This is a genomic window from Pseudomonas fluorescens, from assembly GCF_902497895.1.
Classification (GTDB): Bacteria; Pseudomonadota; Gammaproteobacteria; order Pseudomonadales; family Pseudomonadaceae; genus Aquipseudomonas; species Aquipseudomonas fluorescens_BP.
This window is the reverse complement of sequence record NZ_CABVHQ010000007.1, coordinates 39,514-65,170: the sequence shown is the minus strand read 5'-3', so window position 1 is coordinate 65,170 and position 25,657 is coordinate 39,514. Positions and strand designations below refer to the sequence as shown.

21 protein-coding genes are annotated in these 25,657 nt (G+C 57.9%); 9 read left to right on the top strand and 12 right to left on the bottom strand.

The features are described from left to right. The first annotated feature begins 2 nt into the window (after positions 1 to 2). Positions 3 to 1,010, top strand: coding sequence for a cytochrome d ubiquinol oxidase subunit II (cydB, locus tag F8N21_RS05460; protein ID WP_150641157.1), 1,008 nt, complete (start codon positions 3 to 5; stop codon positions 1,008 to 1,010). 125 nt (positions 1,011 to 1,135) lie between these two features. Next, positions 1,136 to 1,303 (top strand): DUF2474 domain-containing protein, encoded by a 168-nt coding sequence (locus tag F8N21_RS05455; RefSeq protein ID WP_150641156.1) that lies wholly within the window; start codon positions 1,136 to 1,138, stop codon positions 1,301 to 1,303. A 75-nt stretch (positions 1,304 to 1,378) separates the two neighbouring features. Here the strand turns inward: F8N21_RS05455 and F8N21_RS05450 are convergent, their stop codons facing one another. Continuing rightward, positions 1,379 to 2,503, bottom strand: coding sequence for a methyltransferase (locus F8N21_RS05450; RefSeq protein ID WP_150641155.1), 1,125 nt, complete (start codon positions 2,501 to 2,503; stop codon positions 1,379 to 1,381). Between the two features lie 150 nt (positions 2,504 to 2,653). Then, positions 2,654 to 3,430, bottom strand: coding sequence for a LuxR family transcriptional regulator (locus tag F8N21_RS05445; RefSeq protein WP_191624201.1), 777 nt, complete (start codon positions 3,428 to 3,430; stop codon positions 2,654 to 2,656). A gap of 417 nt (positions 3,431 to 3,847) precedes the next feature. Between F8N21_RS05445 and F8N21_RS05440 the strand changes: the two genes are divergently transcribed. Further along, positions 3,848 to 4,624 carry a ferredoxin--NADP reductase gene (locus F8N21_RS05440; protein WP_150641153.1) on the top strand — a complete coding sequence of 259 codons (777 nt, stop codon included), beginning with the start codon at positions 3,848 to 3,850 and terminating at the stop codon, positions 4,622 to 4,624. 46 nt (positions 4,625 to 4,670) lie between these two features. On the opposite strand, the gene mscL is transcribed toward F8N21_RS05440, so the two are convergent. Further along, entirely contained in the window at positions 4,671 to 5,084 is a 414-nt protein-coding gene (gene mscL, locus F8N21_RS05435; RefSeq protein ID WP_150641152.1) for a large-conductance mechanosensitive channel protein MscL, read from the bottom strand. 433 nt (positions 5,085 to 5,517) lie between these two features. Between mscL and radA the strand changes: the two genes are divergently transcribed. Then, the gene (gene radA / locus F8N21_RS05430) at positions 5,518 to 6,885 is read left to right on the top strand and encodes a DNA repair protein RadA (protein WP_150641151.1); all 1,368 of its coding nucleotides are present in this window, start codon (positions 5,518 to 5,520) and stop codon (positions 6,883 to 6,885) included. A gap of 24 nt (positions 6,886 to 6,909) precedes the next feature. Here radA and F8N21_RS05425 read toward each other — a convergent pair whose 3' ends face one another. Then, on the bottom strand, positions 6,910 to 7,278 hold the full coding sequence (locus F8N21_RS05425) for a PilZ domain-containing protein (protein ID WP_150641150.1): 369 nt from the start codon (positions 7,276 to 7,278) through the stop codon (positions 6,910 to 6,912). A gap of 342 nt (positions 7,279 to 7,620) precedes the next feature. Here F8N21_RS05425 and F8N21_RS05420 point away from each other — a divergent pair, with 342 nt between their 5' ends. Together F8N21_RS05420 and F8N21_RS05415 are read left to right on the top strand one after the other, a co-directional pair. Next, positions 7,621 to 9,687 (top strand): carbon starvation CstA family protein, encoded by a 2,067-nt coding sequence (locus tag F8N21_RS05420; RefSeq protein WP_150641149.1) that lies wholly within the window; start codon positions 7,621 to 7,623, stop codon positions 9,685 to 9,687. Positions 9,688 to 9,702: 15 nt separating this feature from the next. Further along, on the top strand, positions 9,703 to 9,900 hold the full coding sequence (locus F8N21_RS05415) for a YbdD/YjiX family protein (RefSeq protein ID WP_150641148.1): 198 nt from the start codon (positions 9,703 to 9,705) through the stop codon (positions 9,898 to 9,900). 149 nt (positions 9,901 to 10,049) lie between these two features. On the opposite strand, the gene F8N21_RS05410 is transcribed toward F8N21_RS05415, so the two are convergent. Continuing rightward, positions 10,050 to 10,682 (bottom strand): response regulator, encoded by a 633-nt coding sequence (locus tag F8N21_RS05410; protein WP_150641147.1) that lies wholly within the window; start codon positions 10,680 to 10,682, stop codon positions 10,050 to 10,052. Between the two features lie 40 nt (positions 10,683 to 10,722). After that, positions 10,723 to 12,078 carry a cache domain-containing protein gene (locus tag F8N21_RS05405; RefSeq protein ID WP_150641146.1) on the bottom strand — a complete coding sequence of 452 codons (1,356 nt, stop codon included), beginning with the start codon at positions 12,076 to 12,078 and terminating at the stop codon, positions 10,723 to 10,725. A 267-nt stretch (positions 12,079 to 12,345) separates the two neighbouring features. On the opposite strand from F8N21_RS05405, the gene F8N21_RS05400 reads away from it, so the two are divergent. From F8N21_RS05400 to yjiA, 3 genes are all read left to right on the top strand, one after another. Then, positions 12,346 to 14,403 carry a carbon starvation CstA family protein gene (locus tag F8N21_RS05400; RefSeq protein ID WP_150641145.1) on the top strand — a complete coding sequence of 686 codons (2,058 nt, stop codon included), beginning with the start codon at positions 12,346 to 12,348 and terminating at the stop codon, positions 14,401 to 14,403. A gap of 15 nt (positions 14,404 to 14,418) precedes the next feature. Beyond that, positions 14,419 to 14,616, top strand: coding sequence for a YbdD/YjiX family protein (locus F8N21_RS05395; protein WP_150641144.1), 198 nt, complete (start codon positions 14,419 to 14,421; stop codon positions 14,614 to 14,616). A 149-nt stretch (positions 14,617 to 14,765) separates the two neighbouring features. Continuing rightward, on the top strand, positions 14,766 to 15,737 hold the full coding sequence (yjiA, locus tag F8N21_RS05390; RefSeq protein ID WP_150641143.1) for a GTPase: 972 nt from the start codon (positions 14,766 to 14,768) through the stop codon (positions 15,735 to 15,737). 13 nt (positions 15,738 to 15,750) lie between these two features. On the opposite strand, the gene F8N21_RS05385 is transcribed toward yjiA, so the two are convergent. The 6 genes from F8N21_RS05385 to F8N21_RS05355 all read right to left on the bottom strand — a co-directional run bounded on the left by F8N21_RS05385 (position 15,751) and on the right by F8N21_RS05355 (position 25,529). Further along, positions 15,751 to 16,479, bottom strand: coding sequence for a GntR family transcriptional regulator (locus F8N21_RS05385; protein WP_150641142.1), 729 nt, complete (start codon positions 16,477 to 16,479; stop codon positions 15,751 to 15,753). Positions 16,480 to 16,524: 45 nt separating this feature from the next. Further along, a complete protein-coding gene (locus F8N21_RS05380) occupies positions 16,525 to 17,229 on the bottom strand; it encodes a FadR/GntR family transcriptional regulator (RefSeq protein WP_150641141.1) in 705 nt (234 codons plus the stop codon). A 68-nt stretch (positions 17,230 to 17,297) separates the two neighbouring features. Then, positions 17,298 to 18,611: a C4-dicarboxylate transporter DctA gene (locus F8N21_RS05375; RefSeq protein ID WP_150641140.1), complete on the bottom strand. Its 1,314-nt coding sequence runs from the start codon at positions 18,609 to 18,611 to the stop codon at positions 17,298 to 17,300. A gap of 480 nt (positions 18,612 to 19,091) precedes the next feature. Further along, complete coding sequence (locus F8N21_RS05365; RefSeq protein WP_150641139.1) at positions 19,092 to 19,637, bottom strand: hypothetical protein; 546 nt, start codon at positions 19,635 to 19,637, stop codon at positions 19,092 to 19,094. Between the two features lie 538 nt (positions 19,638 to 20,175). Continuing rightward, positions 20,176 to 21,429 (bottom strand): serine hydroxymethyltransferase, encoded by a 1,254-nt coding sequence (gene glyA, locus F8N21_RS05360; RefSeq protein ID WP_150641138.1) that lies wholly within the window; start codon positions 21,427 to 21,429, stop codon positions 20,176 to 20,178. Between the two features lie 251 nt (positions 21,430 to 21,680). Then, complete coding sequence (locus F8N21_RS05355) at positions 21,681 to 25,529, bottom strand: bifunctional diguanylate cyclase/phosphodiesterase (RefSeq protein WP_150641137.1); 3,849 nt, start codon at positions 25,527 to 25,529, stop codon at positions 21,681 to 21,683. Between the last annotated feature and the right edge of the window lie 128 nt (positions 25,530 to 25,657).

Here is a 25,657-nt window from a genome sequence, read left to right as displayed (position 1 = left end):
TCATGGGTATTGATCTTCCGCTGATCTGGGCCGTGATCATCATTTTCGGCATCATGATGTACGTGGTCATGGATGGCTTCGATCTGGGTATCGGGATTCTTTTCCCCTTCATCAAGGGCAAACGTGATCGCGACGTAATGATGAACACCGTCGCGCCGGTCTGGGACGGTAATGAAACCTGGCTGGTGCTGGGCGGTGCGGCACTCTTTGGCGCGTTCCCGCTGGCCTACTCGGTGGTGCTCTCGGCGTTGTACCTGCCGCTGATCCTGATGCTGATCGGGCTGATCTTCCGCGGCGTTGCGTTCGAGTTCCGTTTCAAGGCCAGGGACGACAAACGTCACCTCTGGGACAAGGCCTTTATCGGCGGCTCCATCACGGCGACCTTCTTTCAGGGCGTGGCGCTGGGGGCATTCATTGATGGTTTTCCGGTGGTCAATCGCCAGTTCGCCGGCGGTTCGCTGGACTGGTTCACGCCTTTCACGCTGTTCTGCGGCGCGGCGCTGGTGGTGGCTTATGCCTTGCTCGGCTGCACCTGGCTGATCATGAAGACCGAAGGCAAGTTGCAGGAGCAGATGCATGACCTGGCGCGGCCGTTGGCCTTCGTGGTGCTGGCGCTGATCGGCATCGTCAGTATCTGGACGCCGCTGGCCCATGCCGAGATCGCCGCTCGCTGGTTTACCCTGCCGAACCTGTTCTGGTTCCTGCCGGTACCGATTCTGGTGCTGGTGACCATGTACGGTCTGGTCCGCGCAGTGGCCCGCAATGCCCATTACACGCCGTTCCTGTTGACCCTGGTGCTGATCTTCCTCGGCTACAGCGGCCTGGGCATCAGCCTGTGGCCGAACATCGTGCCGCCGTCGATCTCGATCTGGGATGCTGCCGCGCCGCCGCAGAGTCAGGGCTTCATGCTGGTCGGCACATTGTTTATCATCCCGTTCATTTTGGGGTACACCTTCTGGAGCTACTACGTGTTCCGCGGCAAGGTCACCCACGAAGACGGGTATCACTAGGTAGGAGCTGCCGATAGGCTGCGATCTTTTGATCTTGCTCTTTGGTACCAGCACCCCAAAAGATCCCGGGCTCCTACGCTAGCGTCTACTTAGGCACCACCGAACCCCAGAGAGGATTCCAGGCAATGACCGGCAAACATTCCTTGCAAGAAATCGAACAGGCCGAAAAAAAGCCTCTCTGGCAGCGACTCGGCTGGCTGGCGCTGATCTGGACCGGCAGTGTGCTGGCCCTGGCCATTGTTGCCGGCCTGATGCGTATGTTCATGAACGCTGCCGGCCTGACCACTCACTGATATTCGCCACACCCAATCCCATCCCGTTGCCTTGCGGCACGGATTTATAACCCTCCACTGGAGGGTTTTTTTTTGTTACTTCCGGGCTTTGAGAATCACGAACTTGGGTGTGGCTGCCACTTGTTCGACGCCGCGGAACAATCGCGCCAGTTTGCTGTGATAACCCAGATGACGATTGCCGACGATATACAGTGCGCCGCCGACCACCAGTGCTTCACGGGCTTGCTGGAACATCCGCCAGGCAAGGAAATCACCGACCACCTGTTGCTGGTGAAACGGCGGGTTGCACAGCACCACATCAAGGGATTGCGGTTCTTGCCCTGCCAGACCATCGTCAGCGCGAACGATCACCTCGCGCTCACCGAGTGCGGCACGCCAGTTTTCGCTCGCAGATTGCACCGCCATGAAGGATTCATCGACCAGCGTGTACCGGGCCTGGGGGTTTTGCAGTGCACTGGCGATGGCCAGTACACCGTTACCACACCCCAGATCCGCAACCTGTGCGCTGCCCAGGTTTTTCGGCAGGTGTGGGAGAAACGCCCGCGTACCGATATCCAGCCCTTCGCGACAGAACACATTGGCATGGTTCAACAGTTCGATCGCAGGTTGGTCGAGGGTGTAGCGAGTCGGGTAGGGCGATACGCTCGGCTTTTTGCTTTCGGCGGTAGCGATCAGCAGTCGGGCTTTTTTCATCGCCAGTGAAGCTTGCACCGGGCCGATATAACGCTCCAGCAGATCGCCAGCGGCGCGGGGCAGGTGCTTGACCATGGCGCCGGCAATCACTTGGGCGCCGGGAGCCAGTTGGTCTTGCAGGCGAATCAGTTGTTCTTGGAGCAAGGCCAGGGTTTTCGGCACCCGGATCAACACCCGGTCGAACGGCCCGGTGGGTATTGCGCTGGCAGGAACGAACGATACGGCGTCGAAGGCCCGGCCGTTGCGCACCAGATTCTTCTCCAGTGCCTGGCTGGCCAGGAACGAGTCGCCGCTGCTGCTGACCTGCACATGCCCGACCAGGCTGGCAGCCAGAGCGCCAAAGCTGTCATTGAGCACCAACACCCGGGTATCTGCTGCAGGCGTTTGCTCGGCCAGATAATTGAGCAGGTATTCATCGGCTGCGTCAAAGGCCTGCAAGGGTTCGTTCTGTTGTTCAGGCTGGCGGATCAGATCGAGTTGGGTGAAAGGGCTTTCGAGCAGGGGCATGGGGCGGGGACTCTGGGTAATCAACGGGGTCCTGCAGGGCCTGGGCGGCAGGGGGCTTGCGGGACTGTCTGAGTGAACTGCATCGCGGTGCCGGGCAACTCACGTCATCACTCAGATAGGGTGGTAAATGGTACGTTTTTTTCTTCTGGATTACTTGCAGGTTTTTTCGGTTTGCAAAACGCGCCTCCGTGACGCTGTATCTGTCGTAAGGGATGGGTCAAGCAATCCCTCCATGACCGCATGTACGACGGCTGCGATCTTATTGTTGACTCCCATCTTTTTTATTGCAGTGCTCACATGGAAATTCACGGTCCGTTCCGAGAGGTTGAGAATGGTGGCAATGTCCGAGGCGGTCTTGCCTTCGGCTGACCATTTCAAGACTTCGATTTCCCGGGTCGACAATCTGTTGGAGGGGCGAAAAGCAGGGTCACGCAACAACTGCTCGACAACGGCAGTGTGCAAGGCATGGCAAAGCCAGATGATATGGGCGGCTTTTTCGTAGAGCTCGCGTCCACCGATAGACTCACGGCTTCGAGAAAGGCTCAGCATGCTGCAGACTCCGCGGGGGTCATGCACTGACTGAGAAATCCCATGGTGCATGCCGTGTTTTTGCATGTCCTCCCAGTAGGCAGGAGCATTGGCGAAGACCTGGTCGCTCCAGATGATAGGAATGACCGAATGATTGCAGTGATGAACAATTGGATCGATAGCCACATAGTTGGAGAGTTCGTATTTTTCGTTCCAGGCGAACGAATAATTGTTGATTCTCAGGGCCTGTGGCTGCTGGTGATGCCCGGGAGCGTTCATCGTGAACGCACAAAATTCGAAGCCTATATCGCGGGTTAAATTCAAGGCGATTTTGAAAACGGTCTGTAAATCATGCTCTTGATTCAATCTTTTAAGCTGGGCCTCCGTCCAGAAATCCATACGACTCTCCATGTGTTCTTGTTGGATTGGATCCGATTCTAGAGGGGCAGTGTAGGACAGGTCCTACGCAATTTTAATGATTATTTTATTCTTGAAGTAGAAGGTTTGGTTCTTATTTGATTATAAGCTCTCTGATAAATACTTGTTTTTTGAATGATGTTTATCATCTAGTGAGTAAATGTCGACTTATCCAAAGTAGGATCAAGACTGATAGCAGTAAGCCAGTATTTGTGAGTAATTGTATGGTTGGAGCATCTCTGGAGAGATTCATGTTGTGCGCGGTGGAATTCGAGTATTTTTAGTTCAATTTTGTTTAATTTTGCCCAGCGTCCTGGATGCTTTTTAACACTACAAACTCACGGTGTTTATCTGCCTGGCTTTGCGCGACACTGGGGTATCTGCCTCTTGGAGCACCCCATGACCGCCAGCGCCGAAAAATTCACCCGGCAAACCCTGCTCGACGTTCAGCCATTGACCCCAGGTCTGTTCACTTTGCGTACCACACGAGATCCTGGCTTCCGTTTTCGGGCTGGGCAGTTCGCGCGCCTGGGTGTTTGCAAGGCCGATGGCAGCGTGGTCTGGCGGGCCTATTCCATGGTCTCCTCGCCCCATGACGAGTTTCTTGAGTTCTTTTCCATCGTGGTGCCGGGTGGCGAGTTCACCAGTGAGTTGAGTCGTTTGGTCGAGGGCGATACGTTACTGGTCGACCGGCAGGCGTTCGGTTTTCTGACCCTGGATCGTTTTACCGACGGCCGAGATCTCTGGTTGATGGCCACAGGTACCGGCGTTGCGCCGTTTTTGTCGATCCTTCAGGACTTCGAGGCCTGGGAAAAATTCGAGCGAATCATCCTGGTCTACAGTGCACGCGAAGCACGAGAACTCGCCTACCAGGAATTGATCGCCGGACTGGCACAGCGCGAGTACCTGGCGGAGTACGGACATAAACTGCAGTTCATTGCGACAGTCACCCGCGAGCAGCATCCAGGTGCGTTGAGCGGTCGGATCACCCGGTTGATAGAAAATGGCGAACTGGAATGTGCCGCAGGCGTGGAGCTGACGGCCGAGCACTCGCGGGTGATGCTCTGCGGTAATCCGCAAATGATCGATGACACGCGCAAACTGCTTAAAACACGCGATATGCGGCTAAGCCTGAGTCGCAAGCCCGGGCAGGTTGCGGTGGAGAATTACTGGTAAGAGAACGGCACCGTGATGGTGCCGTTTACCCAGGCGACAAAACCGTTCAGGGTCTGTTGTTCTGCGCTTTGAGCAGGTCGCGTATTTCCTCCAGCAGCTCCTCTTCCTTGGTCGGAACCGGTGGCAGGGTTGGCGCAACGGCCTCTTCGCGTTTCAGACGATTGATGGCTTTGACGCCCATGAAAATCGCAAAAGCGAGGATGATGAAGTCGATCGTGCTCTGGATGAATCTGCCGTAGGCCAGCATCACCGCGGGTGCCTCGCCTTGGGCTGCCTTGAGGGTGACTGCAAGATCACTGAAGTCCACCCCGCCGATCAGCAGGCCGATGGGTGGCATTATCACGTCGCCTACAAAGGACGAAACGATTTTGCCGAAGGCTGCGCCGATAATGATCCCGACGGCCATGTCGACCACGTTACCTTTGACCGCGAAGGCCTTGAACTCATTGATCACGCCCATAGGTTATTCCTTGTTACAAATGAGGTTGGTGAGTGCAGTGTAAGTCAGCAAAACGCATCTTGCTCGAAACAACCATTTACCTCATGACCCAAAAGTACCTGCCAATATTCAGGGAGAGGACGGCTGGCATATGACTGCTGTTGGAGCGTAGCGCTTTTATCAAGGTGTTTGTCCAAGGCTAAAACTTATACATCCAACTTCTGAGTTGGCAATGCATGTAGAGGTTTTTTGTTTCTCATCCGTTGGATGCCTGGGTATGGATGAACAAAAAGTTGGATGCATGGCATTGATCCGTATCCGACTCTATTAACCGGGCAAATTGTTATGGAAGTCGCTTTGCTGCCGTTTGGCTGCCAAGGTTCGATGCTTTGCCAGTCAAGGGCACTGATCACCGCCAGCTGAGCTATCATCGCGGTTTTTCATTGGAGTTCCGATGGCCAAGGCAAAGCGCATGTACGGCTGCACTGAGTGCGGCGCAACCTTTCCCAAGTGGGGAGGCCAATGCGGCGAGTGCGGCGCCTGGAACACGCTGACCGAAACCATGGTGGAAAGCGGTGGCGCAGCGGCTCCCAGCGGTCGTACTGGCTGGACCGGGCAGCAGGCTCAGATCAAGACCCTGGCCGAAGTCAGCGTCGAAGAGATTCCGCGCTTTTCCACGGCGTCCGGTGAACTCGACCGAGTCCTTGGCGGTGGTCTGGTGGACGGTTCGGTGGTACTGATCGGCGGTGATCCGGGCATTGGCAAGTCGACCATTTTGTTGCAGACCTTGTGCAGTCTCGCCGCGCGCATGCCGGCGCTGTACGTCACCGGCGAAGAATCCCAGCAGCAAGTGGCCATGCGTGCCCGTCGCCTGGGGCTACCCCAGGACAAGCTGAGGGTCATGACTGAAACCTGCATCGAGACCATCATTGCCACGGCGCGGGTAGAAAAACCGAAAGTCATGGTGATCGACTCGATCCAGACAATCTTTACCGAACAACTGCAGTCGGCACCGGGCGGCGTCTCTCAAGTGCGCGAAAGTGCGGCGTTGCTGGTGCGCTATGCGAAACAGAGCGGTACCGCGATTTTCCTGGTGGGTCATGTCACTAAAGAGGGTGCATTGGCTGGACCGCGGGTGTTGGAGCACATGGTCGATACCGTGCTGTATTTCGAAGGCGAATCGGATGGTCGCCTGCGTCTGCTGCGGGCGGTGAAAAACCGCTTCGGGGCAGTCAACGAGCTGGGCGTGTTCGGCATGACCGACAAAGGGTTGAAAGAAGTCTCCAACCCGTCGGCGATTTTCCTGACGCGAGCCCAGGAAGAAGTGCCGGGCAGTGTGGTAATGGCAACCTGGGAAGGCACCCGGCCGATGCTGGTGGAAGTCCAGGCACTGGTGGACGATAGCCATCTGGCCAATCCGCGACGGGTGACCCTGGGCCTGGATCAGAACCGACTGGCCATGCTCCTGGCGGTTCTGCATCGACATGGCGGCATCCCTACTCACGATCAGGACGTGTTCCTCAACGTGGTCGGCGGGGTCAAGGTGTTGGAGACGGCTTCCGACCTGGCACTGATGGCGGCGGTGATGTCCAGTTTGCGCAACCGGCCGTTGCCCCATGATCTGCTGGTGTTTGGCGAAGTGGGCCTGTCTGGCGAGGTACGGCCGGTGCCCAGCGGTCAGGAACGGCTGAAAGAAGCCGCCAAGCATGGCTTCAAGCGGGCCATCGTACCCAAGGGCAATGCACCGAAAGAGGCACCGCCCGGACTGGAAATTATTGCGGTGACACGCCTCGAGCAGGCATTGGATGCGTTGTTCGCATAAACACCAGGCGAATTGGAGCGGTGATCAAACTTCGATCAGCGCTCCCAGTTCCCGCTCCAGCTCTTCTACATCCCGCAGATTCAACTCGATCAGCCGTCGCAGGTGTTCGATTGACTCCAGATCAATGTGCAGGCAGACGAAACCCAGTTGGCCCTGATCGACGTGGGTCAGTTGTATGTCCATCCTGACTTCGACGTCGTCGCTCAAATGTATATCCGCTGCGAAAGGTTGCGTCTCGTCACCCGTCCAGGGATCGGGGCGTTGGACCAGCAGACCTTTGAGGGACAGATCAATCAATTGCACCGGCCAGCGATGCTCACCCTGGCTCAGTTCAGTCCTCGCATCGAAGGTTATTCGTTTGAAGCGGCGGCGATCTGCAGGGTGGTCGCTCATGGCGCAATCCTCTTTATGTGCGCTGACTATAGACCGGCATTTGCAAGAGTCGCTACCGCGGTTCATTCGCGACGTTGAAAGCTACGTACTCGAAACAAGGCTCTAGTGGCCTGTACGGCTAGTTCGTTAGCTCAAATTCGGATGCCGGAAGTCCATAGCCAAGGCGCTGTGACGAGTCATAGCCCGCTATGGCGAGGAACAGCAACGCAGGATATGGGCTTGCGGCGCCGAAATTGACTAACAGAACTAGCCACACAGGCCACTAGGGTATGGCCTTTGGTGCAATCGGGGCTAAACTCGGGATGGCTTTATCTCAAGTCCACCCTGGCTGGAATAAAAAAGATGAAAAATAATAATAGCCTGCTTCGCCACTTACCCTGGCTGCTGCTGGCAATCCTGGGAGCGTGCGCCCTGAGCGTAGTGGCCTTGCGCCGCGGTGAGGCAATCAACGCCTTGTGGATTGTGGTCGCGGCAGTGGCCATTTATCTGGTTGCGTATCGTTACTACAGTCTGTTTATCGCTAACCATGTGATGCAGCTCGATCCACTTCGGGCCACCCCCGCAGTGCTCAACAATGATGGTCTGGACTATGTGCCGACCAACAAACACATCCTTTTCGGTCACCACTTCGCGGCCATTGCGGGCGCTGGGCCACTGGTCGGCCCGGTGCTGGCGGCGCAAATGGGCTACCTGCCCGGTACGCTCTGGCTGATTGCCGGGGTGGTGCTGGCGGGTGCGGTGCAGGACTTCATGGTCCTGTTCATGTCGACCCGACGCAACGGTCGCTCCCTGGGCGACATGGTCCGCGAAGAAATGGGCCGTATCCCCGGCACTATCGCGCTGTTTGGCTGTTTCCTGATCATGGTCATCATCCTCGCGGTGCTGGCGCTGATCGTGGTCAAGGCCCTGGCGGAGAGCCCGTGGGGTATTTTCACGGTGATGGCGACCATCCCGATCGCGATGTTCATGGGCATTTACATGCGCTACATCCGTCCGGGCCGCATCGGTGAAATCTCCGTTGTCGGGGTGCTCTTGCTGCTGGGTTCGATCTGGCTGGGCGGGCAGATTGCCGCCGATCCCGTCTGGGCCAAAGCCTTCACCTTTACCGGGATCCAGATCACCTGGATGCTGATCGGCTACGGCTTCGTGGCCGCGGTCCTGCCGGTATGGCTGATTCTGGCGCCGCGCGACTACCTGTCGACCTTCCTCAAGATCGGTACCATCCTCGCCCTGGCGATCGGCATCCTGGTCACTATGCCCGATCTGAAAATGCCGGCACTGACCCAGTTCACCGACGGTACCGGCCCGGTCTGGAAAGGCGGGCTGTTCCCGTTCCTGTTCATCACCATTGCCTGCGGTGCGGTGTCTGGTTTCCACGCGCTGATCGCCTCCGGGACTACCCCCAAGCTGCTGGCTAACGAAGGGCATGCCCGTTACATCGGTTACGGCGGCATGCTGATGGAATCCTTCGTGGCCATCATGGCCATGGTGGCCGCCTCGGTGATCGAACCGGGCGTCTACTTCGCGATGAACAGCCCTGCGGCGATCGTCGGTGGTGATGTGGTTGCGGTGGCCCAGACGGTCAGCAGCTGGGGCTTCGCCATTACTCCGGAAGCCCTGCAAGCGGTGGCCAAGGACATCGGTGAAACCACTGTTCTGGCCCGTGCCGGCGGTGCACCGACCCTGGCGGTCGGGATCGCGCAGATTTTGCACACGGTGCTGCCGGGTGAAAACACCATGGCATTCTGGTACCACTTCGCGATTCTGTTCGAGGCGCTGTTCATCCTGACTGCGGTCGATGCCGGTACCCGTGCCGGGCGTTTCATGCTCCAGGACTTGCTCGGCTCCTTCGTTCCGGCCCTGCGGCGTACTGAATCCTGGACCGCCAACCTGATCGCGACCGCAGGTTGCGTGGCGATGTGGGGGTACCTGCTGTATCAAGGCGTGATCGACCCATTGGGCGGCATCAACACCTTGTGGCCACTGTTCGGTATCTCCAACCAGATGCTGGCCGGTATCGCGCTGATGCTGGCGACGGTGGTGCTGATCAAAATGAAACGCCAGCGCTACGTCTGGGTCACCCTGTTGCCCGCCGTGTGGCTGCTGATTTGCACCACCACCGCCGGCTTCATCAAGCTGTTCGATGCCAACCCGGCGATCGGCTTCTTGTCCCTGGCCAAAAAGTACAGTGATGCCTTGGCCAACGGTCAGATCCTGGCACCGGCCAAGGACATCACCCAGATGCAGCATGTGATCTATAACGCCTACACCAACGCGACCCTGACGGCCCTGTTCCTGTTCGTGGTGTTCAGCATCCTGTTCTTTGCGCTCAAGGTCGGTATTGCCGCCTGGGGCACCAAGGAACGCACGGATAAAGAAACGCCATTCCAGGCCCAGCCGGATGCGTGATCGAGGATTGCAGCCATGTTCAATGACCTGAGTCGCCTCGGTAAATACCTCGGTCAGGCCGCGCGCCTGATGGTCGGCATGCCTGACTACGACAACTACGTCGAGCATATGCAAAGCAAACACCCGGACAAGCCGATGATGACCTACGAGGCGTTCTTTCGGGAGCGCCAGGAGGCACGTTACGGTGGCAAAGGGGGGCCGAAGTGTTGCTGACGCCCTTGTAGGAGCGAGCTTGCTCGCGATGCTGGCGACTCGGTTGAACGTTTAAGCCGAGGTGATACCATCGCGAGCAAGTCGGATCGCCGCACCGCCGCTCCCACACCATTTTTCATTTCCGGAATCATCAGGCAGGGCGGGCGTTTTCAGCGAACAATCAACCCATGCTCCATCGCGTAATTGAGCAACGCGGCGGGCTTGTCGATATTCAGTTTGCGGCGAATGCTCAGACGGTGGGTTTCGACGGTGCGCACGCTAATGTCGAGTTCCCGAGCCATTTCCTTGTTGTTCAGCCCCTGAACCATCCTCGACAGGACCTGATTTTCCCGTGGGGTCAGTTCGTTATGGGGGTGTTTCTCGGCGGCCAGTTTTTGCGCAATTTCGGCACTGTAGAAGGTACCGCCGCTGGCAATCGCTTCGATTGCTGCGATGATTTCGCGCGAAGGTGCATTTTTCAGCACATAGCCACTGGCTCCTGAACGTACGGATTCGCTCACGTACTCTTGGTTGTCGTACATGCTCAATATGAGAATCTTGATCGACGGGTATTGCTGTCGCAACGCCCGGGTCAGCTCCAGCCCATTCATGTCTTTCAGGCCGATGTCGACCAGCAGCAGATCGGGGAGCGTCCGCCCGACCATTTCCAACGCCTGCGCGCCGCTCTCGGCTTCGCCCACGACTTCTAACGGCTCCATCACCGCCAGCAGGGCGCGGATGCCTTCGCGGACCAGTGAATGATCGTCGACCAAGGCGATGCGGATCGGGTAGGGCAGACTCATAGGGGCATTCACTCTTGTTGTTATCGTACAAGGATCAACTTCAGGCGTTGGTTATGACCATGGGCAGCAGGATGTCCAGTTCACTCCTTCCAGGCACTGAATGAAGATCGAATCGGCCGCCGAAATGCTCGACCCTTTCACGTATGTTGCGCAGTCCTATACCGCCATGCAGGCGCTCGACTCGAGTGACATTAAAACCAATACCGTCGTCGAGGACGATCAAGCGTAAAGCATCTGCAGAACCGTGCAGAGTGATGGTTACATTGCTGGCCCGAGCATGCCGCTCAATATTGGTCAGTGCTTCTTGCGCAATACGGAACAAGGCGACTGCGGCACCGTCGACCAGCTGGCAATCGACCAGATTGCTTTCATAGTTCACGAGCAGGCCGCTGCGCTTTTCAAATTCGGCCGCCAACTGCCCGATGGCTGCGGGTAGCCCCAGGGTGTCGAGTAACGATGAGCGCAGGTCGTGGGAGATAGTGCGGACCTCCCCTATGGCGCTACCCAAACGCTCGGTTGCCTCGCGCAAAATACTCAGGCCATTACCGCGACCCGTTTCCAGGACATGGCTTGCCAGCTCGAATTGAAACTTTATCGAGACCAGCAATTGACTGATACCGTCATGCAGCTCTCGGGACACCCGCGACCGCTCTTCTTCCTGCAGGCTGACAATTCGTTGATTGAGTCTCTGAAGCTTTTTGTCGGCCAGGCGGTGTTCACTGACGTTCAAGGTCATGCCACTGGCGAAGACCAGCAGCACAGCGATCAGCGCAACGGCCGCGATCGCCAGCATGGTTGCATGAATACCTTGCGCGACTTCGTCGCGAGCTTGCTGAGTGGCCAGTTCGACGTCTTCGAGGTAGATGCCGGTGCCGAGCATCCAGCCCCAACGTTCAAGCATGACGACATAGGCCAGTTTATCCGTGACCTGGCCTGACGATGGCTTCTTCCACGCGTAACGCTGGAAACCTTCTCCGGATTCAGCGCTTTTCAATAATGCCTGGATGACTGGCAAACCGTGTGGGTCGGTCATCTCCCACAGATATTTGCCAACCAGTTCCGATTGCCTGGCGTGCATCAGACTGCGGCCCTGGCGGTCATAGACAAAGAAGTAGCCATCGATACCAAAGCTGAGTTTGCGTAACTCTTCGAGTACTCGCTGTTGCGCCAGTTCATCGCCCTGACCACCGGCATACAAGGGGTCGATCAGACTTTTGGCCATTTCAACGTAGTTTTTCAGTTCCGCTCGCTTGCTGGCGAGGATGCTGTCTTCAATAAGTTGTGCCTGCTGATCGCCCAGTTGGCGATTCTGGAAAATCACCAGCGCGCAAATAACTGCAACGGCCAGTATCAGCGGCAAAATACCCAGGGCTACGATTTTGTATTTGAGCTGCATGGTGACTCCTGTCCAGACCGGGCGGCGGTGCGGCAGGGCTGTCGGCGGGGTGTCAGGGATGGGGCATGATATGCCCAAAAGGCTGCATTCCCGCAAGCGTATCGACGTTGTCAGGGTCCGTCTCGGTAGTACTACGTAGAAAGATCTTACGTAGTACTGCGGATTTCGTTATTGACGACATGCGCGGATATTAAGCGGGCTGCGCATATCGCGGCACTCTTATAATAATTACCGCCGCAGTCCACCGGCTGTCGGCAGGAGAGACGCATGTCCCGTCTGGTGAAACACCTCGCCTGGTTTGCGCTTGCTGTCATTGGAGCGGTCGCGTTGAGTGTCGTGGCCTTGCGCCGCGGTGAAGCGATCAATGCCCTTTGGATCGTAGTTGCCGCAGTCGCTATCTACCTTGTTGCCTACCGCTATTACAGTCTGTTCATCGCTAAGCATGTGATGCAGATCGATCCGCTTCGGGCCACCCCCGCAGTGCTCAACAATGATGGTCTGGACTATGTGCCGACCAACAAACATGTGCTTTTCGGTCACCATTTCGCAGCCATTGCGGGCGCGGGGCCATTGGTCGGCCCGGTGCTGGCGGCGCAAATGGGCTACCTGCCCGGCACGCTCTGGCTGATTGCCGGCGTGGTGTTCGCCGGCGCCGTGCAGGACTTCATGGTCCTGTTCATGTCGACCCGGCGCAACGGTCGTTCCCTGGGTGACATGGTCCGTGAAGAAATGGGCCGTATCCCCGGGACCATCGCGCTGTTTGGCTGCTTCCTGATCATGATCATCATCCTCGCAGTGCTGGCGCTGATCGTGGTCAAGGCCCTGGCCGAGAGTCCATGGGGCATTTTCACGGTGATGGCGACCATCCCGATCGCGATGTTCATGGGCATTTACATGCGCTACATCCGCCCCGGTCGCATCGGTGAAATCTCCGTTGTCGGGGTGCTGTTGCTGTTGGGTTCGATCTGGCTGGGCGGGCAAATTGCCGCTGATCCGGTCTGGGCCAAAGCCTTTACCTTCACCGGACTGCAGATCACCTGGATGCTGATCGGCTACGGCTTCGTGGCCGCGGTCCTGCCGGTGTGGCTGATTCTGGCGCCGCGCGATTACCTGTCGACCTTCCTCAAGATCGGCACCATCCTCGCCCTGGCGATCGGCATCCTGATCACCATGCCCGAGCTGAAAATGCCGGCACTGACCCAGTTCACCGACGGTACCGGACCGGTCTGGAAGGGCGGGTTGTTCCCGTTCCTGTTCATCACCATTGCCTGCGGTGCGGTGTCCGGTTTCCACGCGCTGATCGCTTCCGGGACAACGCCCAAGCTGCTGGCCAGCGAAGGGCATGCCCGTTACATCGGTTACGGCGGCATGCTGATGGAATCCTTCGTGGCCATCATGGCCATGGTGGCCGCTTCGGTGATCGAACCGGGTGTCTACTTCGCGATGAACAGCCCGGCGGCCCTCGTCGGCGCTGATGTTGTGTCGGTTGCTCAGACGGTCAGCAGCTGGGGCTTCGCGATTACTCCGGAAGCTCTGCAAGCAGTGGCCAAGGACATCGGTGAAACCACCATCCTGGCCCGTGCCGGCGGTGCACCGACCCTGGCGGTCGGTATCGCGCAGATCCTGCACACGCTGCTGCCTGGTGAAAACACCATGGCGTTCTGGTACCACTTTGCGATTCTGTTCGAGGCGCTGTTCATCCTGACCGCGGTCGATGCCGGCACCCGTGCCGGGCGCTTCATGCTCCAAGACTTGCTCGGTTCCTTCGTTCCGGCGCTCAAGCGTACGGAATCCTGGACCGCCAACCTGATCGCGACCGCAGGTTGCGTGGCGATGTGGGGTTACCTGCTGTATCAAGGCGTGATCGACCCGTTGGGTGGCATCAATACCTTGTGGCCACTGTTCGGCATCTCCAACCAGATGCTTGCGGGTATCGCGCTGATGCTGGCGACGGTGGTGCTGATCAAAATGAAACGCCAACGCTACGTCTGGGTCACCATGTTGCCTGCCGTGTGGTTGCTGATCTGCACCACCACCGCCGGCTTCATCAAGCTGTTCGACGCCAACCCGGCGATCGGTTTCCTGGCCCTGGCCAGGAAGTACAGCGATGCGTTGGCCAACGGTCAGGTGCTGGCACCGGCCAAGAGCATCGAGCAGATGCAGCACGTGATCTACAACGCCTACACCAACGCGACCCTGACGGCGCTGTTCCTGCTCGTGGTGTTCAGCATCCTGTTCTTTGCGCTCAAGGTCGGTATCGCCGCCTGGGGCACCAAGGAACGTACGGATAAAGAAGCGCCGTACCAGGCTGTACCGGATGCTTGATCGAGGATTGCAGACATGTTCAATGACCTGAGTCGCCTTGGTAAGTACCTCGGTCAGGCCGCGCGCCTGATGGTCGGCATGCCCGACTACGACAACTACGTCGAGCATATGCAAAGCAAACACCCGGACAAGCCGCTGATGTCCTACGAGGCGTTCTTTCGCGAACGCCAGGAAGCACGTTACGGCAGCAAGGGTGGTCCGAAGTGCTGTTGAACCACTAATCGCGGTCATCTGATGTGATGTGTGTGGGAGCGGGTTTGCGTTGCGATACGACCAACTCGGTTTAACTGTTAAACCGAGGTGATACCATCGCGAGCGAGCCCGCTCCCATTTTTTATTTCTGTCATCCAGGAGAATCGAGTTTGTCCTCTCCCATCCCCGTCACGATCCTCAGCGGCTTTCTCGGCGCCGGTAAAACCACGCTGTTGCGCCACCTGCTCAAAGCCGAGCACGGCTTGAAAATTGCCGTGATCGAAAACGAATTCAGCGATGCCGGTATCGACTCCCAGCTCTTGGGCGACGAGCCGGTGCAAGTCATGACGCTGTCCAACGGCTGCGTCTGCTGCACCATCCACACCGACCTGACCAAGGCGCTGTACCTGCTGCTGGAGCGTCTGGACAGCGGCGAAATCGCCTTCGACCGGCTGGTGATCGAATGCACCGGGCTGGCTGATCCTGCGCCAGTGGCGCAAACCTTTTTCCTCGATGAGGAGCTGCGCGAGCGTTATATCCTCGATGGCATCATCACCCTAGTCGACGCGGCCCATGCCGAGCACCACCTGACCCAGACCATCGCCCAGGCGCAGATCGGTTTCGCCGACCGTTTGCTGGTGAGCAAGCGGGACCTGGTGGACGAGCCGAGCTTTGTCGCCCTCAGTGAACGCCTGACCCGGATCAACCGGCGGGCGCCGATTCGCGTGGTGGAACACGGCAAGATCGATCTGGCCGAACTGCTGGATGTCCGCGGTTTCAACCTCAATGCCGATCTGGGCGGCGGCCTGAGCCTGCGGCCGGTGAGCAAGGTGCCGAGCATCGACCGTATCTCCAGCCTGGTGCTGCGCACTGACAAACCGCTGGATATCGACAAGCTCAGCGAGTTCATGAACGAATTGCTGGAAGAACACGGCAAGCAATTGCTGCGTTACAAAGGCGTGCTGAACATCGTCGGCGAGCCACGGCGCATGGTGTTTCAAGGCGTGCTGAAGTTGTACGGCTTCGACTGGGACACCGAGTGGGCTGAGGACGAGGCGCGTGAAAGCGTGATCGTGTTCATTGCCGATGAATTGCCCGAAGAAAAAATCCGCGATGGATTTGCGCGGGTTGCCGCAGATTGAGGGTGCTGTAGCGCTAACCGGCGACGCGATCATGGGCCGATTGCGCTTTTGAGCTCAGCAATTTGTCCTCCAGGTGATCCAGATGCCGGGTCATCAAACCCTCGGCAGCCTGGGTATCCCCTCGCTCCACCGCCTCGACAATCGCGGCATGCTCCTGCCATGCACAATGACTGACGGCCTGTTCTTCGTAGCGGGCGATGGCCAGCGAAGTCAGTGGCACCAGGCTGCCGAGAAATTGAGCCAGCGGTGCGTTACCCGCCGCTTGTGCCAACTGCAGATGGAACTCGCCAGACAGGCGAATGGCCGCGCCTCGCTGGTTTTGTTCGACGCAGAGGCGTTCACGGTCGATCAACTCGCTTAACTGCGGCAGGTGCCGGGAAGTGGGTTGTTGGCAAGCCAGTCGCACCAGAGTGGTTTCAGTCAGGCGGCGAGCGTGGAGTATCTGGCGGGTTTGTTCGGCGTCGGGTGCCGCGACCTGCGGACGATGATTAGGCCGCAGAATAATCACTTGCTGATGGGACAACCGCGCGAGCACCTGGCGGATGATACTGCGGCTGACGCCGAACACCTGGCCCAGGCTTTCTTCGGTGAAGCGGCTGGCCGGGGCAATGCGTTGTTCGAGAATGGCGTCGAAAATCTGCGGGTAGATATCATCGGCGCAGCGTTTCTTATCGCTCTGGTGGCGTAAGGGCTGGACGGCAGAAATCGAGAAAACGGGATTCTTCAAGGCGTAGGAGTTCATGGCCTGTCTCCAGTCCGGTTGCCGATAGGTTTTTTTCTACAGCAATTAATTACCCAGATTGTCGTCCGGGATGTTGAGCTCAATGCCCATGCGTTGGCCTTCCTGAAGGATGTGTCTACGCATTTCGGCGCTGGCCACGGCACTATTCTTGTTGCGAATCGCGCGTACCACGGCTTCGTTTTCTGCCAGGCGTTCGGCCAAATGTTCCGGTGAGTTGCGCAGCCCTTCGGCGCTCTGCTTGAGGGCGTTGCTGGTTTGCTGCACGACGTTCTGGAAGATCGGGTTCGAGGTCAGGGTGAACAGCTCTTCGTGGAAGGCGATGTAAGCATTCATCCCGGCTTCGCTATCGTTGGCTTCCAGGGCTTCGCGCATGTCCATCAGCGTCAGGCGCAGTTGGCCGATTTCCTTGCTGCTGATGGACTGGGCGACCAGCCCGACAATAAACGGCTCAAGGGTGTAACGCAGTTGCAGTACATCCTCAAGGCTGGCGCCGGCCACGCCGCTGTCGGTGGTTGGCGCATCGTTGAGGTTGGCTTCCAGCACCACCACGCCTTTGCCGGGCATGGAGCGCACCAGGCCAAGGGTTTCCAGCACGATCACCGCTTCACGCAGGCTTGGCCGGCTGATACCCAGTTGTTCAGCCAGTTCGCGTTGCCCCGGAAGCATTTCGCCGGAGCGCCACTGCCCACGAGCCAGTGCGGCACGTAGCTTTTCAACCACTGAATTTACAACTGTCGACGAGGTGATCACTGTTCGCTCCATGAGAGTCGGTAAAACGCTGATTTTTTGTGCCTGCCAGTGACAGGCACAAGGTTCGGTCAAAACTCTTGCTGATGAGCCGGCGTTGCTGATTTGCGTGGCTGGAAGGTATACCCCTCCTGGCCGGACAGCACTTTGTTCGCCCGTTGAATATCGATGTCTTTTTCCCAGCGGGCGATGGCCACAGTGGCGACACAGTTGCCGATCAGGTTGGTCAGCGCCCGGCCGATGCCCATGAACCAGTCAACCGCCAGCACCAGTACCAGTCCAACCACCGGAATCGCCGGGATCGCGGTCAAGGTCGCCGCCAGAATTACCAGTGCCGAGCCTGGAATGCCATGGGCACCTTTGGAGGTGATCAGTGAAACCAGCAGGATGGTCAGCAGGTCGGACATGGCCAGCGGTGTGCCGGTGGCATTGGCGATGAACACGATGGCCAGGGTCAGGTAGATCGAAAAGCCATCGAGGTTGAACGAGTAACCGGTAGGAATGACCAGGCCAACCGTCGAGCTGCCGATGCCCAGATGCTCCAGCTTGCGCATGATTTGCGGCAATACGGCGTCGGAGGAGGCGGTGCCCATGACAATCAGCAGCTCTTCGCGCAGGTACTTGAGAAACGGCAACATCCGCAGGCCGGAAAGACGCATCACCAGGCCGAGGATCAGTGCGACGAATGCGGTACAGGTCAGGTAGAACAAGGCTACCAGGCCACCCAGGTGTTGCAGCGATTCCAGGCCATATTTGCTGGTGGTGAAGGCAATCGCGCCAAATACACCAATCGGTGCCAGACGCACGATCATGCCCATGATGCGGAAGATCACATGGCTGAGTTCGTTGATCAGCCGGGAAATCCCCGAGGCCGCTTCACCCACCAGGTTCAGCGCGCTACCGAATAACACCGAGAACAGCAGGACTTGCAGGATGTTGTTGTCAGCAAAGGCACCAATCACCGAGGTCGGGATCAGGTCCAGCAGGAACTGAGTGGTGGTGTGCATGTGCTGGCCGCGCTGGGCAATATCGCCCATATCCGCAGTGGAGAGCTGGTCCAGATGAATATTGGCACCGCTGCCAATGCCGGTACTGAAAGCGAACACCAGACCAATCACCAGAGCGATGGTGGTCAGGATCTCGAAGTAGATCACTGATTTGAGACCGATGCGGCCGACTTTCTTCAGGTCACCTGCGCCAGAGATGCCACTGACCACGACGCAGAACACGATCAGGCCTATGAGCATTTTGATCAATTTGATGAAGCCGTCGCCGAGGGGTTTCAACTGGGCGGAGTATTCGGGAAGGGTCAGTCCACAGACGATGCCGAGCACCAGTCCAAGGACAACTTGAAGGAAGATCGAACGTGAGCACCATCTGAGCATGGGAGGAATCCTGGTGAGTGTCCCGGTTGCCGTGCGCTGCGCGCATCGAACTCAGGACTTAATTATTGTGGTCTTACCGGTATGTCCAGTGCAGGCGCAGTTTAGGCGCTGTTTTTGGGTGTTCGCAAGTAGAATATGACAAATTAGCTTTACCGGTCTTACCAGTTGGGTGGTAAGGCCTGAGCTTGAGCGGTTTGGCTGAGCAAAAAAACCGGCATTCCCCTCGTAGCAGCTGCCGAGCCTGCGAGGTTGCGTTCGGCTGCGCAGCAGTCGCAAGTCCTGCTTCCACGGTTTGTCTGGAATACCGCAGTGCCTGATTTTACGACTGCTGCGCAGCCGAACGCAGCCTCGCAAGCTCGACAGCTGCTACGCGAGCCGAACGCAGCCTCGCAAGCTCGACAGCTGCTACGCGAGCCGAACGCAGCCTTCGGCAGCTGCTACGGTTCGTGTAACGCCTTATAAAGACGCAGGCCTGAAAGGTTAAATTTCGTCGGGGTGGCTGACGTAAGAGGCGTTGCGCTCAATGATGTTCAGGTAAAAGTTTAACCGAGCTCCGCCACCGCCTCCGTAGACAAAATAACCTTCGTCTGATTGTTTTCTACGTGTGAGTGCGCTTCCGTGAATTGTCTGAATTATCAGGGAAGATTTATTTGATGTGAGATTATCGAGTGTAATGATTTTGCCGTTTTTATCGATAAGGTTAAATGCGGTGGCCTCTTCGTCATGTACCGCGGTGAGAATGTCATCGTCGTTCCTCCCGAGGATTTTTCCATAGTACGCACCGGGAGTGCGAATGTAGAGGTGGTAGTAGTCGCCCGTGCACCTGAAGTAGAACCGTAAGGTGGCGCGAGGTTTGTTATCGTCTATACATAGAAAATTCGACACGTCTATCTGGGTGGGGGAAAAGTCGAACAAGCCCATGACAGGAGTGGTGACGTTTTTACCATGGGTGAGTCGAGGGAAGTGTAAGTGGCCACTACTTGTAGCTAATTCTGCGATAAAGGATTTTTGGCGATTGGTACTCATATTTTAATCTTCCTTGATAAGGCTTGAGTCGTAGCTCGGACCTTGTTGTTGGCCGGTCGACATTGTCAATAAATCACTGCCGGCATACCTGAAGTAAAGTGTCAGGCGGGGTTTGGCGTCCACTGGGACTTCGGGGTGCAGGCCCAGGAAATGCTTTCAGTGCCAATGGTCGCAATAAAAGATTTTTGTCGATCGGTACTCATGATGTCATCTCAATATTCGTTTGGTTGAAGTTCGTCGCTTGAGGGTGAGGGTTCTTCAGGCTGGAAGTGTTAGTTGTTGTATTAGAATAGGAGGGCTTTGGCGCGCATGAGTAGTTTATGATCAAACTATGTTCTTCAAGTTGTTGCGGGTTCAGCTGTATATCGGTGAGCAGGCGGGTAAATATTTTAAGGTAAGGCGTTAATGGTTACGCCTGTGTGGCGGTGTTTCACAGTGTAAATAACCCAGTGTCTTCATGTGCTCGTCCGTAAATTTCAGGCACAAAAAAACCCGACCATTACTGGCCGGGTTTTCTCTGCTGCGGTTTACGGGCTGATTAAGCGCCGTATACCGGCAGCTTGGCGCAGATGGCCTTGACCTTCTCGCGAACGGCGTCGATGACGGCGTCGTTGTTCAGGTCAGCCAGGATGTCACAGATCCAGCCGGCCAGTTCCTTGCACTCAGCCTCTTTGAAGCCACGAGTGGTCACAGCCGGAGTACCGAAGCGCAGGCCGGAGGTGACGAACGGGGAACGTGGATCGTTCGGTACCGAGTTCTTGTTCACGGTGATGAATGCCTTGCCCAGAGCGGCGTCGGCATCTTTACCGGAGATGTCCTGCTTGATCAGCGACAGCAGGAACAGGTGGTTCTCGGTACCACCGGAGACTACGTCGAAACCGCGCTCGATGAATACGCCGGCCATGGCCTTGGCGTTCTTGACCACTTGTTGCTGGTAGGTCTTGAACTCAGGCTGCAGCGCTTCCTTGAAGCAGATCGCTTTGGCGGCGATCACGTGTTCCAGCGGACCACCCTGGGCGCCCGGGAATACCGCGGAGTTCAGCTTCTTCTCGATGTCGGCGTTGGCACGGGCCAGGATCAGGCCGCCACGTGGACCGCGCAGGGTCTTGTGCGTGGTGGTGGTCACGACGTCAGCGAAAGGTACCGGGTTCGGGTAGACGCCAGCGGCGACCAGACCCGCAACGTGAGCCATGTCGACGAACAGGTAAGCACCGACCTTGTCAGCGATCTCGCGAAAGCGCGGGAAATCCAGGATCTGCGAATAAGCCGAGAAGCCGGCGATGATCATTTTCGGTTTGTGCTCAACCGCCAGACGCTCGACTTCGTCGTAGTCGATCAGGCCGTTGCCGTCGATGCCGTACTGCACAGCGTGATACAGCTTGCCGGAGGAGGAAACGCTGGCACCGTGGGTCAGGTGACCGCCGTGGGCCAGGCTCATGCCCAGGATGGTGTCACCGGCTTGTAGCAGTGCCAGGTAAACCGCGCTGTTGGCCTGGGAGCCGGCGTGTGGTTGAACGTTGGCGTAATCGGCGCCGAACAGCTCTTTGGCGCGATCGATTGCCAGCTGCTCGACCACGTCGACGAACTCGCAACCACCGTAGTAGCGCTTGCCTGGGTAACCTTCGGCGTACTTGTTGGTCAATACCGAGCCTTGAGCTTCCATCACCGCAGGGCTGGTGTAGTTTTCCGAAGCGATCAGCTCAATGTGCTCTTCCTGGCGCTGAGCTTCTTGCTCCATGGCGGCAAAGAGATCGGCGTCGTACTTGGCAATAGTCAAATCACGGCTGAACATGGCGGTCCTCAAGGATCGGGGGCAGAAAAGGAGGGCATTCTAACCCAATGGGTTTTAGATGGCATATGAAAGGACGTCATGTCGCAGACAAGTGGTGTTCATGAGGGGCGCGATTGGGAGATGGCCGAAAAGATCGCAGCCTGCGGCAGCTCCTACACAGACCGGGTACATCCGCTATCAATGTGTGAACGCAATCCGTAGGAGCTGCCGCAGGCTGCGATCTTTTTCGGGACACCACAAATCTCGGTTCTTCAATCAAACATGAACAACGCATCATTGCTGAACTGCGCTTCGAAGCGGTTGGCCGGCATCGGGCGGCCGAACAGGTAGCCCTGAACCTCATCGCAGCCATGTTCGCGCAGGAAGTCGAGCTGCTCATGGGTTTCCACGCCCTCGGCGATCACTGCCAGGTTCAGGCTGTGGGCCATGGCGATAATGGCCCGGGCGATCTGTGCGTCCTGTTCACCGGATGGCAAGCCGTCAACGAAGGTCCGGTCGATTTTCAGCACATCGATCGGAAACTGCTTGAGGTAGTTCAGCGATGAATAGCCGGTGCCGAAGTCGTCGACCGCGATACTCAGGCCGAGGTTTTTCAGGCTGGCGAGGATCTGCAGGGCCTCATTGACTTCGCGCATCAGAATGCTTTCGGTCAGCTCCAGCTCCAGACAGGCCGGTGGCAAGCCGGTTTCCTTGAGGATGGTGGCGATCCGCGTACCGAGTTGGCCATCGGAGAACTGTCGGGCCGAGATGTTCACCGAGACTTTCGGCACCCGGACCTTGGCCTGGTGCCAGATCTTGAGTTGACGACAGGCTTCGCTGATTACCCAGTCGCCGACATCCACCACCAGCCCGAGCTCTTCGAGCACCGGAATGAAGTCTCCTGGTGGCACCAGCCCGCGCCGCGGATGACGCCAGCGCAGCAGGGCTTCGGCGCCGGTCAGGCGTTTACCGTCGCCACTGAATTGCGGCTGGTAGTAGAGAACGAATTCATCTTGCTCAAGGGCATGGCGCAGATCGCTTTCCAGCTCCAGGCGCTCCAGGGCGCTGGCATTCATGTCGGCCTGGTAGAACTGGAAGTTATTCTTGCCACGCTCCTTGGCGTGGTACATCGCAGTGTCGGCGTTCTTCATCAGTTGGCTCAGTTCATTGCCGTCCTGCGGACTCAAGGCAATGCCGATACTGGCGGTGACAAAGAATTCCCGGCCTTCGAGGACGAACGGCTTGACCAGGCTGGCGAGGATCTGTTCGGCGACGTGAATCGCCCGATTCAGTGCCAGTTCGCGGCTGACCCGCGGTTGCAGGAGCAAGGTGAACTCATCGCCGCCCATGCGTGCCACGGTGTCGTCATCGTCGACGCAGCCGAGCAGGCGGGTGGCCATTTCCTTGAGCATGCGGTCGCCGGCGGCATGGCCGAGGGAGTCGTTGATCGGTTTGAAGCGGTCGAGGTCGAGGAACATCAGCACCACCCAGGACTTCTGCCGTTCGGCTGATTGCAGCGCGGTGTGCAGACGGTCCTGGAACAGCGTGCGGTTGGGCAGATGGGTCAGGGCGTCGTAATAGGCCAGGCGGTGAATGCGTTGTTCACTGGCCTTGCGCTCGCTGATGTCGCTAAAGAAGCAGACGTAGCTGGCCAGGTCGCCTTCGTCGTCGAGCACCGCGGTGATACCGACCCAGGCCGGATAATGTTCGCCATTGCGCCGCTTGAGCCAGACTTCGCCTTCCCAGGTGCTGTTCTGGTGCAGCTGTTTGAGCACGTAACGCAGATGGGCTTCTTGCTGTTCATCGACGGTGAGCATGTTTGGTAGCTGATCGAGCACCTGCGCCACCGCATAACCGCTGACGCGGCTGAACGCCTCGTTGGCCTGGACGATGTAACCGGCTGGGTCGGTGATCAGAATCGCCGAGGTCGAGTGCTCGAATACCGTGGCCGCCATGCGCAAGTCTTTTTCCGCGCGGCGTTGCTGGCTGATGTCGCGCCCGACCCCGAGTACGCCTTCGAAGCCGCCGTGTTCGCCCCATACCAGCACCAGGCGCAGTTCGATCGGAATCTTGCGTCCGTCGGCCCGCAGGCAGTCGAACAGGAACAGTTGGGTCTGCACCTGGCTGCGCAATTGGGCCAGCTGTTCGGGTTGGTCCAGGGCTTTGCTGACGCGCTCCATCAGGGTGTAGATGCCGGTCAGCTGTTGCGGGTTGGCGATGATCGACTGCCAGCCGTTGGAAAAAAACCACTCGGCGTCATAACCGAGTACCGCTTGCACCGAGGGGCTGACGTAATTGAGCGCCAGCTGGCTGTCGGTGGAGAAAATCACGTCGCTGATGCTTTCGGCGAGCATGCGGTAGCGCTGCTCGCTGTCGCGCAGGGACTCGCTGGCTTCGATCTGGTCGGTAATGTCCTTGGCCACGCCGATGATGCGCGTGACCTGATCATGCTTGTCGCGAGCCAGCGCCTGTTCGCGGATATCGAAGCGCCGCCATTGATTGTTGCGATGCCGGAAGCGCAGCTGGCATTGCATTAATTGCGCGTAGCCGGACTGGCGCTGCTCCTGACGCAAACGGTGATAGTGATCGGAGTCTTCCGGGTGCAGCAGGATCTCCCAGAAGTACTCGCCCATCTGCTGCAGCTCGGTCTTGTTGTAACCGAGTGTCTGGCCCAGGTGGTGGTTGCTGTAGATCATCCGCTGGCTGATTACATCCTGCACATACAGATGATCGGGTACGGTGCGCACCACATCCGACCAAAAACCTTCGCGCTCCAGCAGGGACAATTCGATGAGTTTGCGACTGGTGATGTCGCTGATGCTGAGGATGACCGCCTGATAGTCGTGCGGATCTTCCGGCAGGCGCAGGATCAGCCACAGGTGCTGATCGTTGTCTTGAGCGTCCTTGAGCCTGATTTCCAGCTCAAGCTGCTTCTGTTGATTGAGCACGGCATCGAGCAATGGGTCGCCGATGGCACTGTTGTCCAGTGGTCGGCCTTCAATCAGCCGCCGCCAGGCCTGCTCGCAGGATTCAACATTGAGCAGATGCAAAGCGACCTGATTGACCTCGGTGATGCGCAGCGCCTGCAGCAATTGCTGGCGCTGCTCGCGGTTCTCCAGCCAGTGCCGCAGCTGTTGGCTGTCATGCAGTTGCGCTTTGTCGAAGAGCGCTTGCAACCCTGACAGGTCGAGCACGCACAAGGCCACGCCAGTGCCCTCGAAAATATCCTGGTAACGGCGGCGGCCTTCGTGCAACTGGCGCTGGCGCCGGCGCATGTTCAGCAGGGCAATCCCCGGCACCAATGAGAATGCCAGGCCCAGCAGGCATTTAGCGATAAACGCCGGTAGCAGCTGTTCAATCACCCGTTGCCGATCGAACAGTCCGCGCAGCTGCCAGTCGCTGTTACTGAGGGGCACCACCAGCACGCTATTGGCTTCGTCTTCGCCCGTCAGCATCTCGGGTGTGGGCAATGGCAGGGCATCGTCACGGCTGATGATCTGGTGAATGAGGCGGTTTTCCACCACCCACAGCGGGCGGATGCCGGCTTCGCCCTGTTTGGTCAACGAGGCGAAAAACCTCGGAGCCAGGCGCAATGCCCAGTAACCGCGGCTGCTGCCACTGGTCTGACGCAGCAACAAATACACCCCTGAGCCATCATCGGCGTTGCTGAAATAATAGGTCTGGATGTGACTGCGCCGGACCAGCTCGCTCAGGTAGTCGGCGTCCTGGCTGTCGTTGGCGCTATCACTGAGGAGGGTTCCGGAGGGGCTCAACAACGCGATGCTGCGCAGATCGGGCAAGGACTGTTGGAGCTTGCGCAGCAATGCCTGCTGCTGGTCATCACTTTGCGGTTGTTCGACGATCGGTAGCAGATTCAGGGCGATTTGCGCGTTCAGCGCCATATTCAGGCTGACCTGCGCGGCCAGGTCGGCGCTGTAGTCGATGGTGTATTGGCGCTGGTTTTGCTGGGTTTCTCGCAGTTGATCCAGCAACTGCCAGAACAGCAGGGCAATCAGCAGCAGGACCAGCGTCGCCAACCCGCCTTTGAGCGTGCCACGAAGGGGCGAGCCAGGCGCAGGGTTCGACGCGCTCGCGGAAGATGGCGTAGTGACATTAGACAAGCTGAGATCCTGCGGTTTGGCTGGATTGACGCGACGTGCACTATAAGCCGGACGCCCGGAGGGCGGCTAGCATGCCTTGAGTTATGGCAAAGTGCCATCCATGGCTGGCTGGACTGGTTTCTTACATT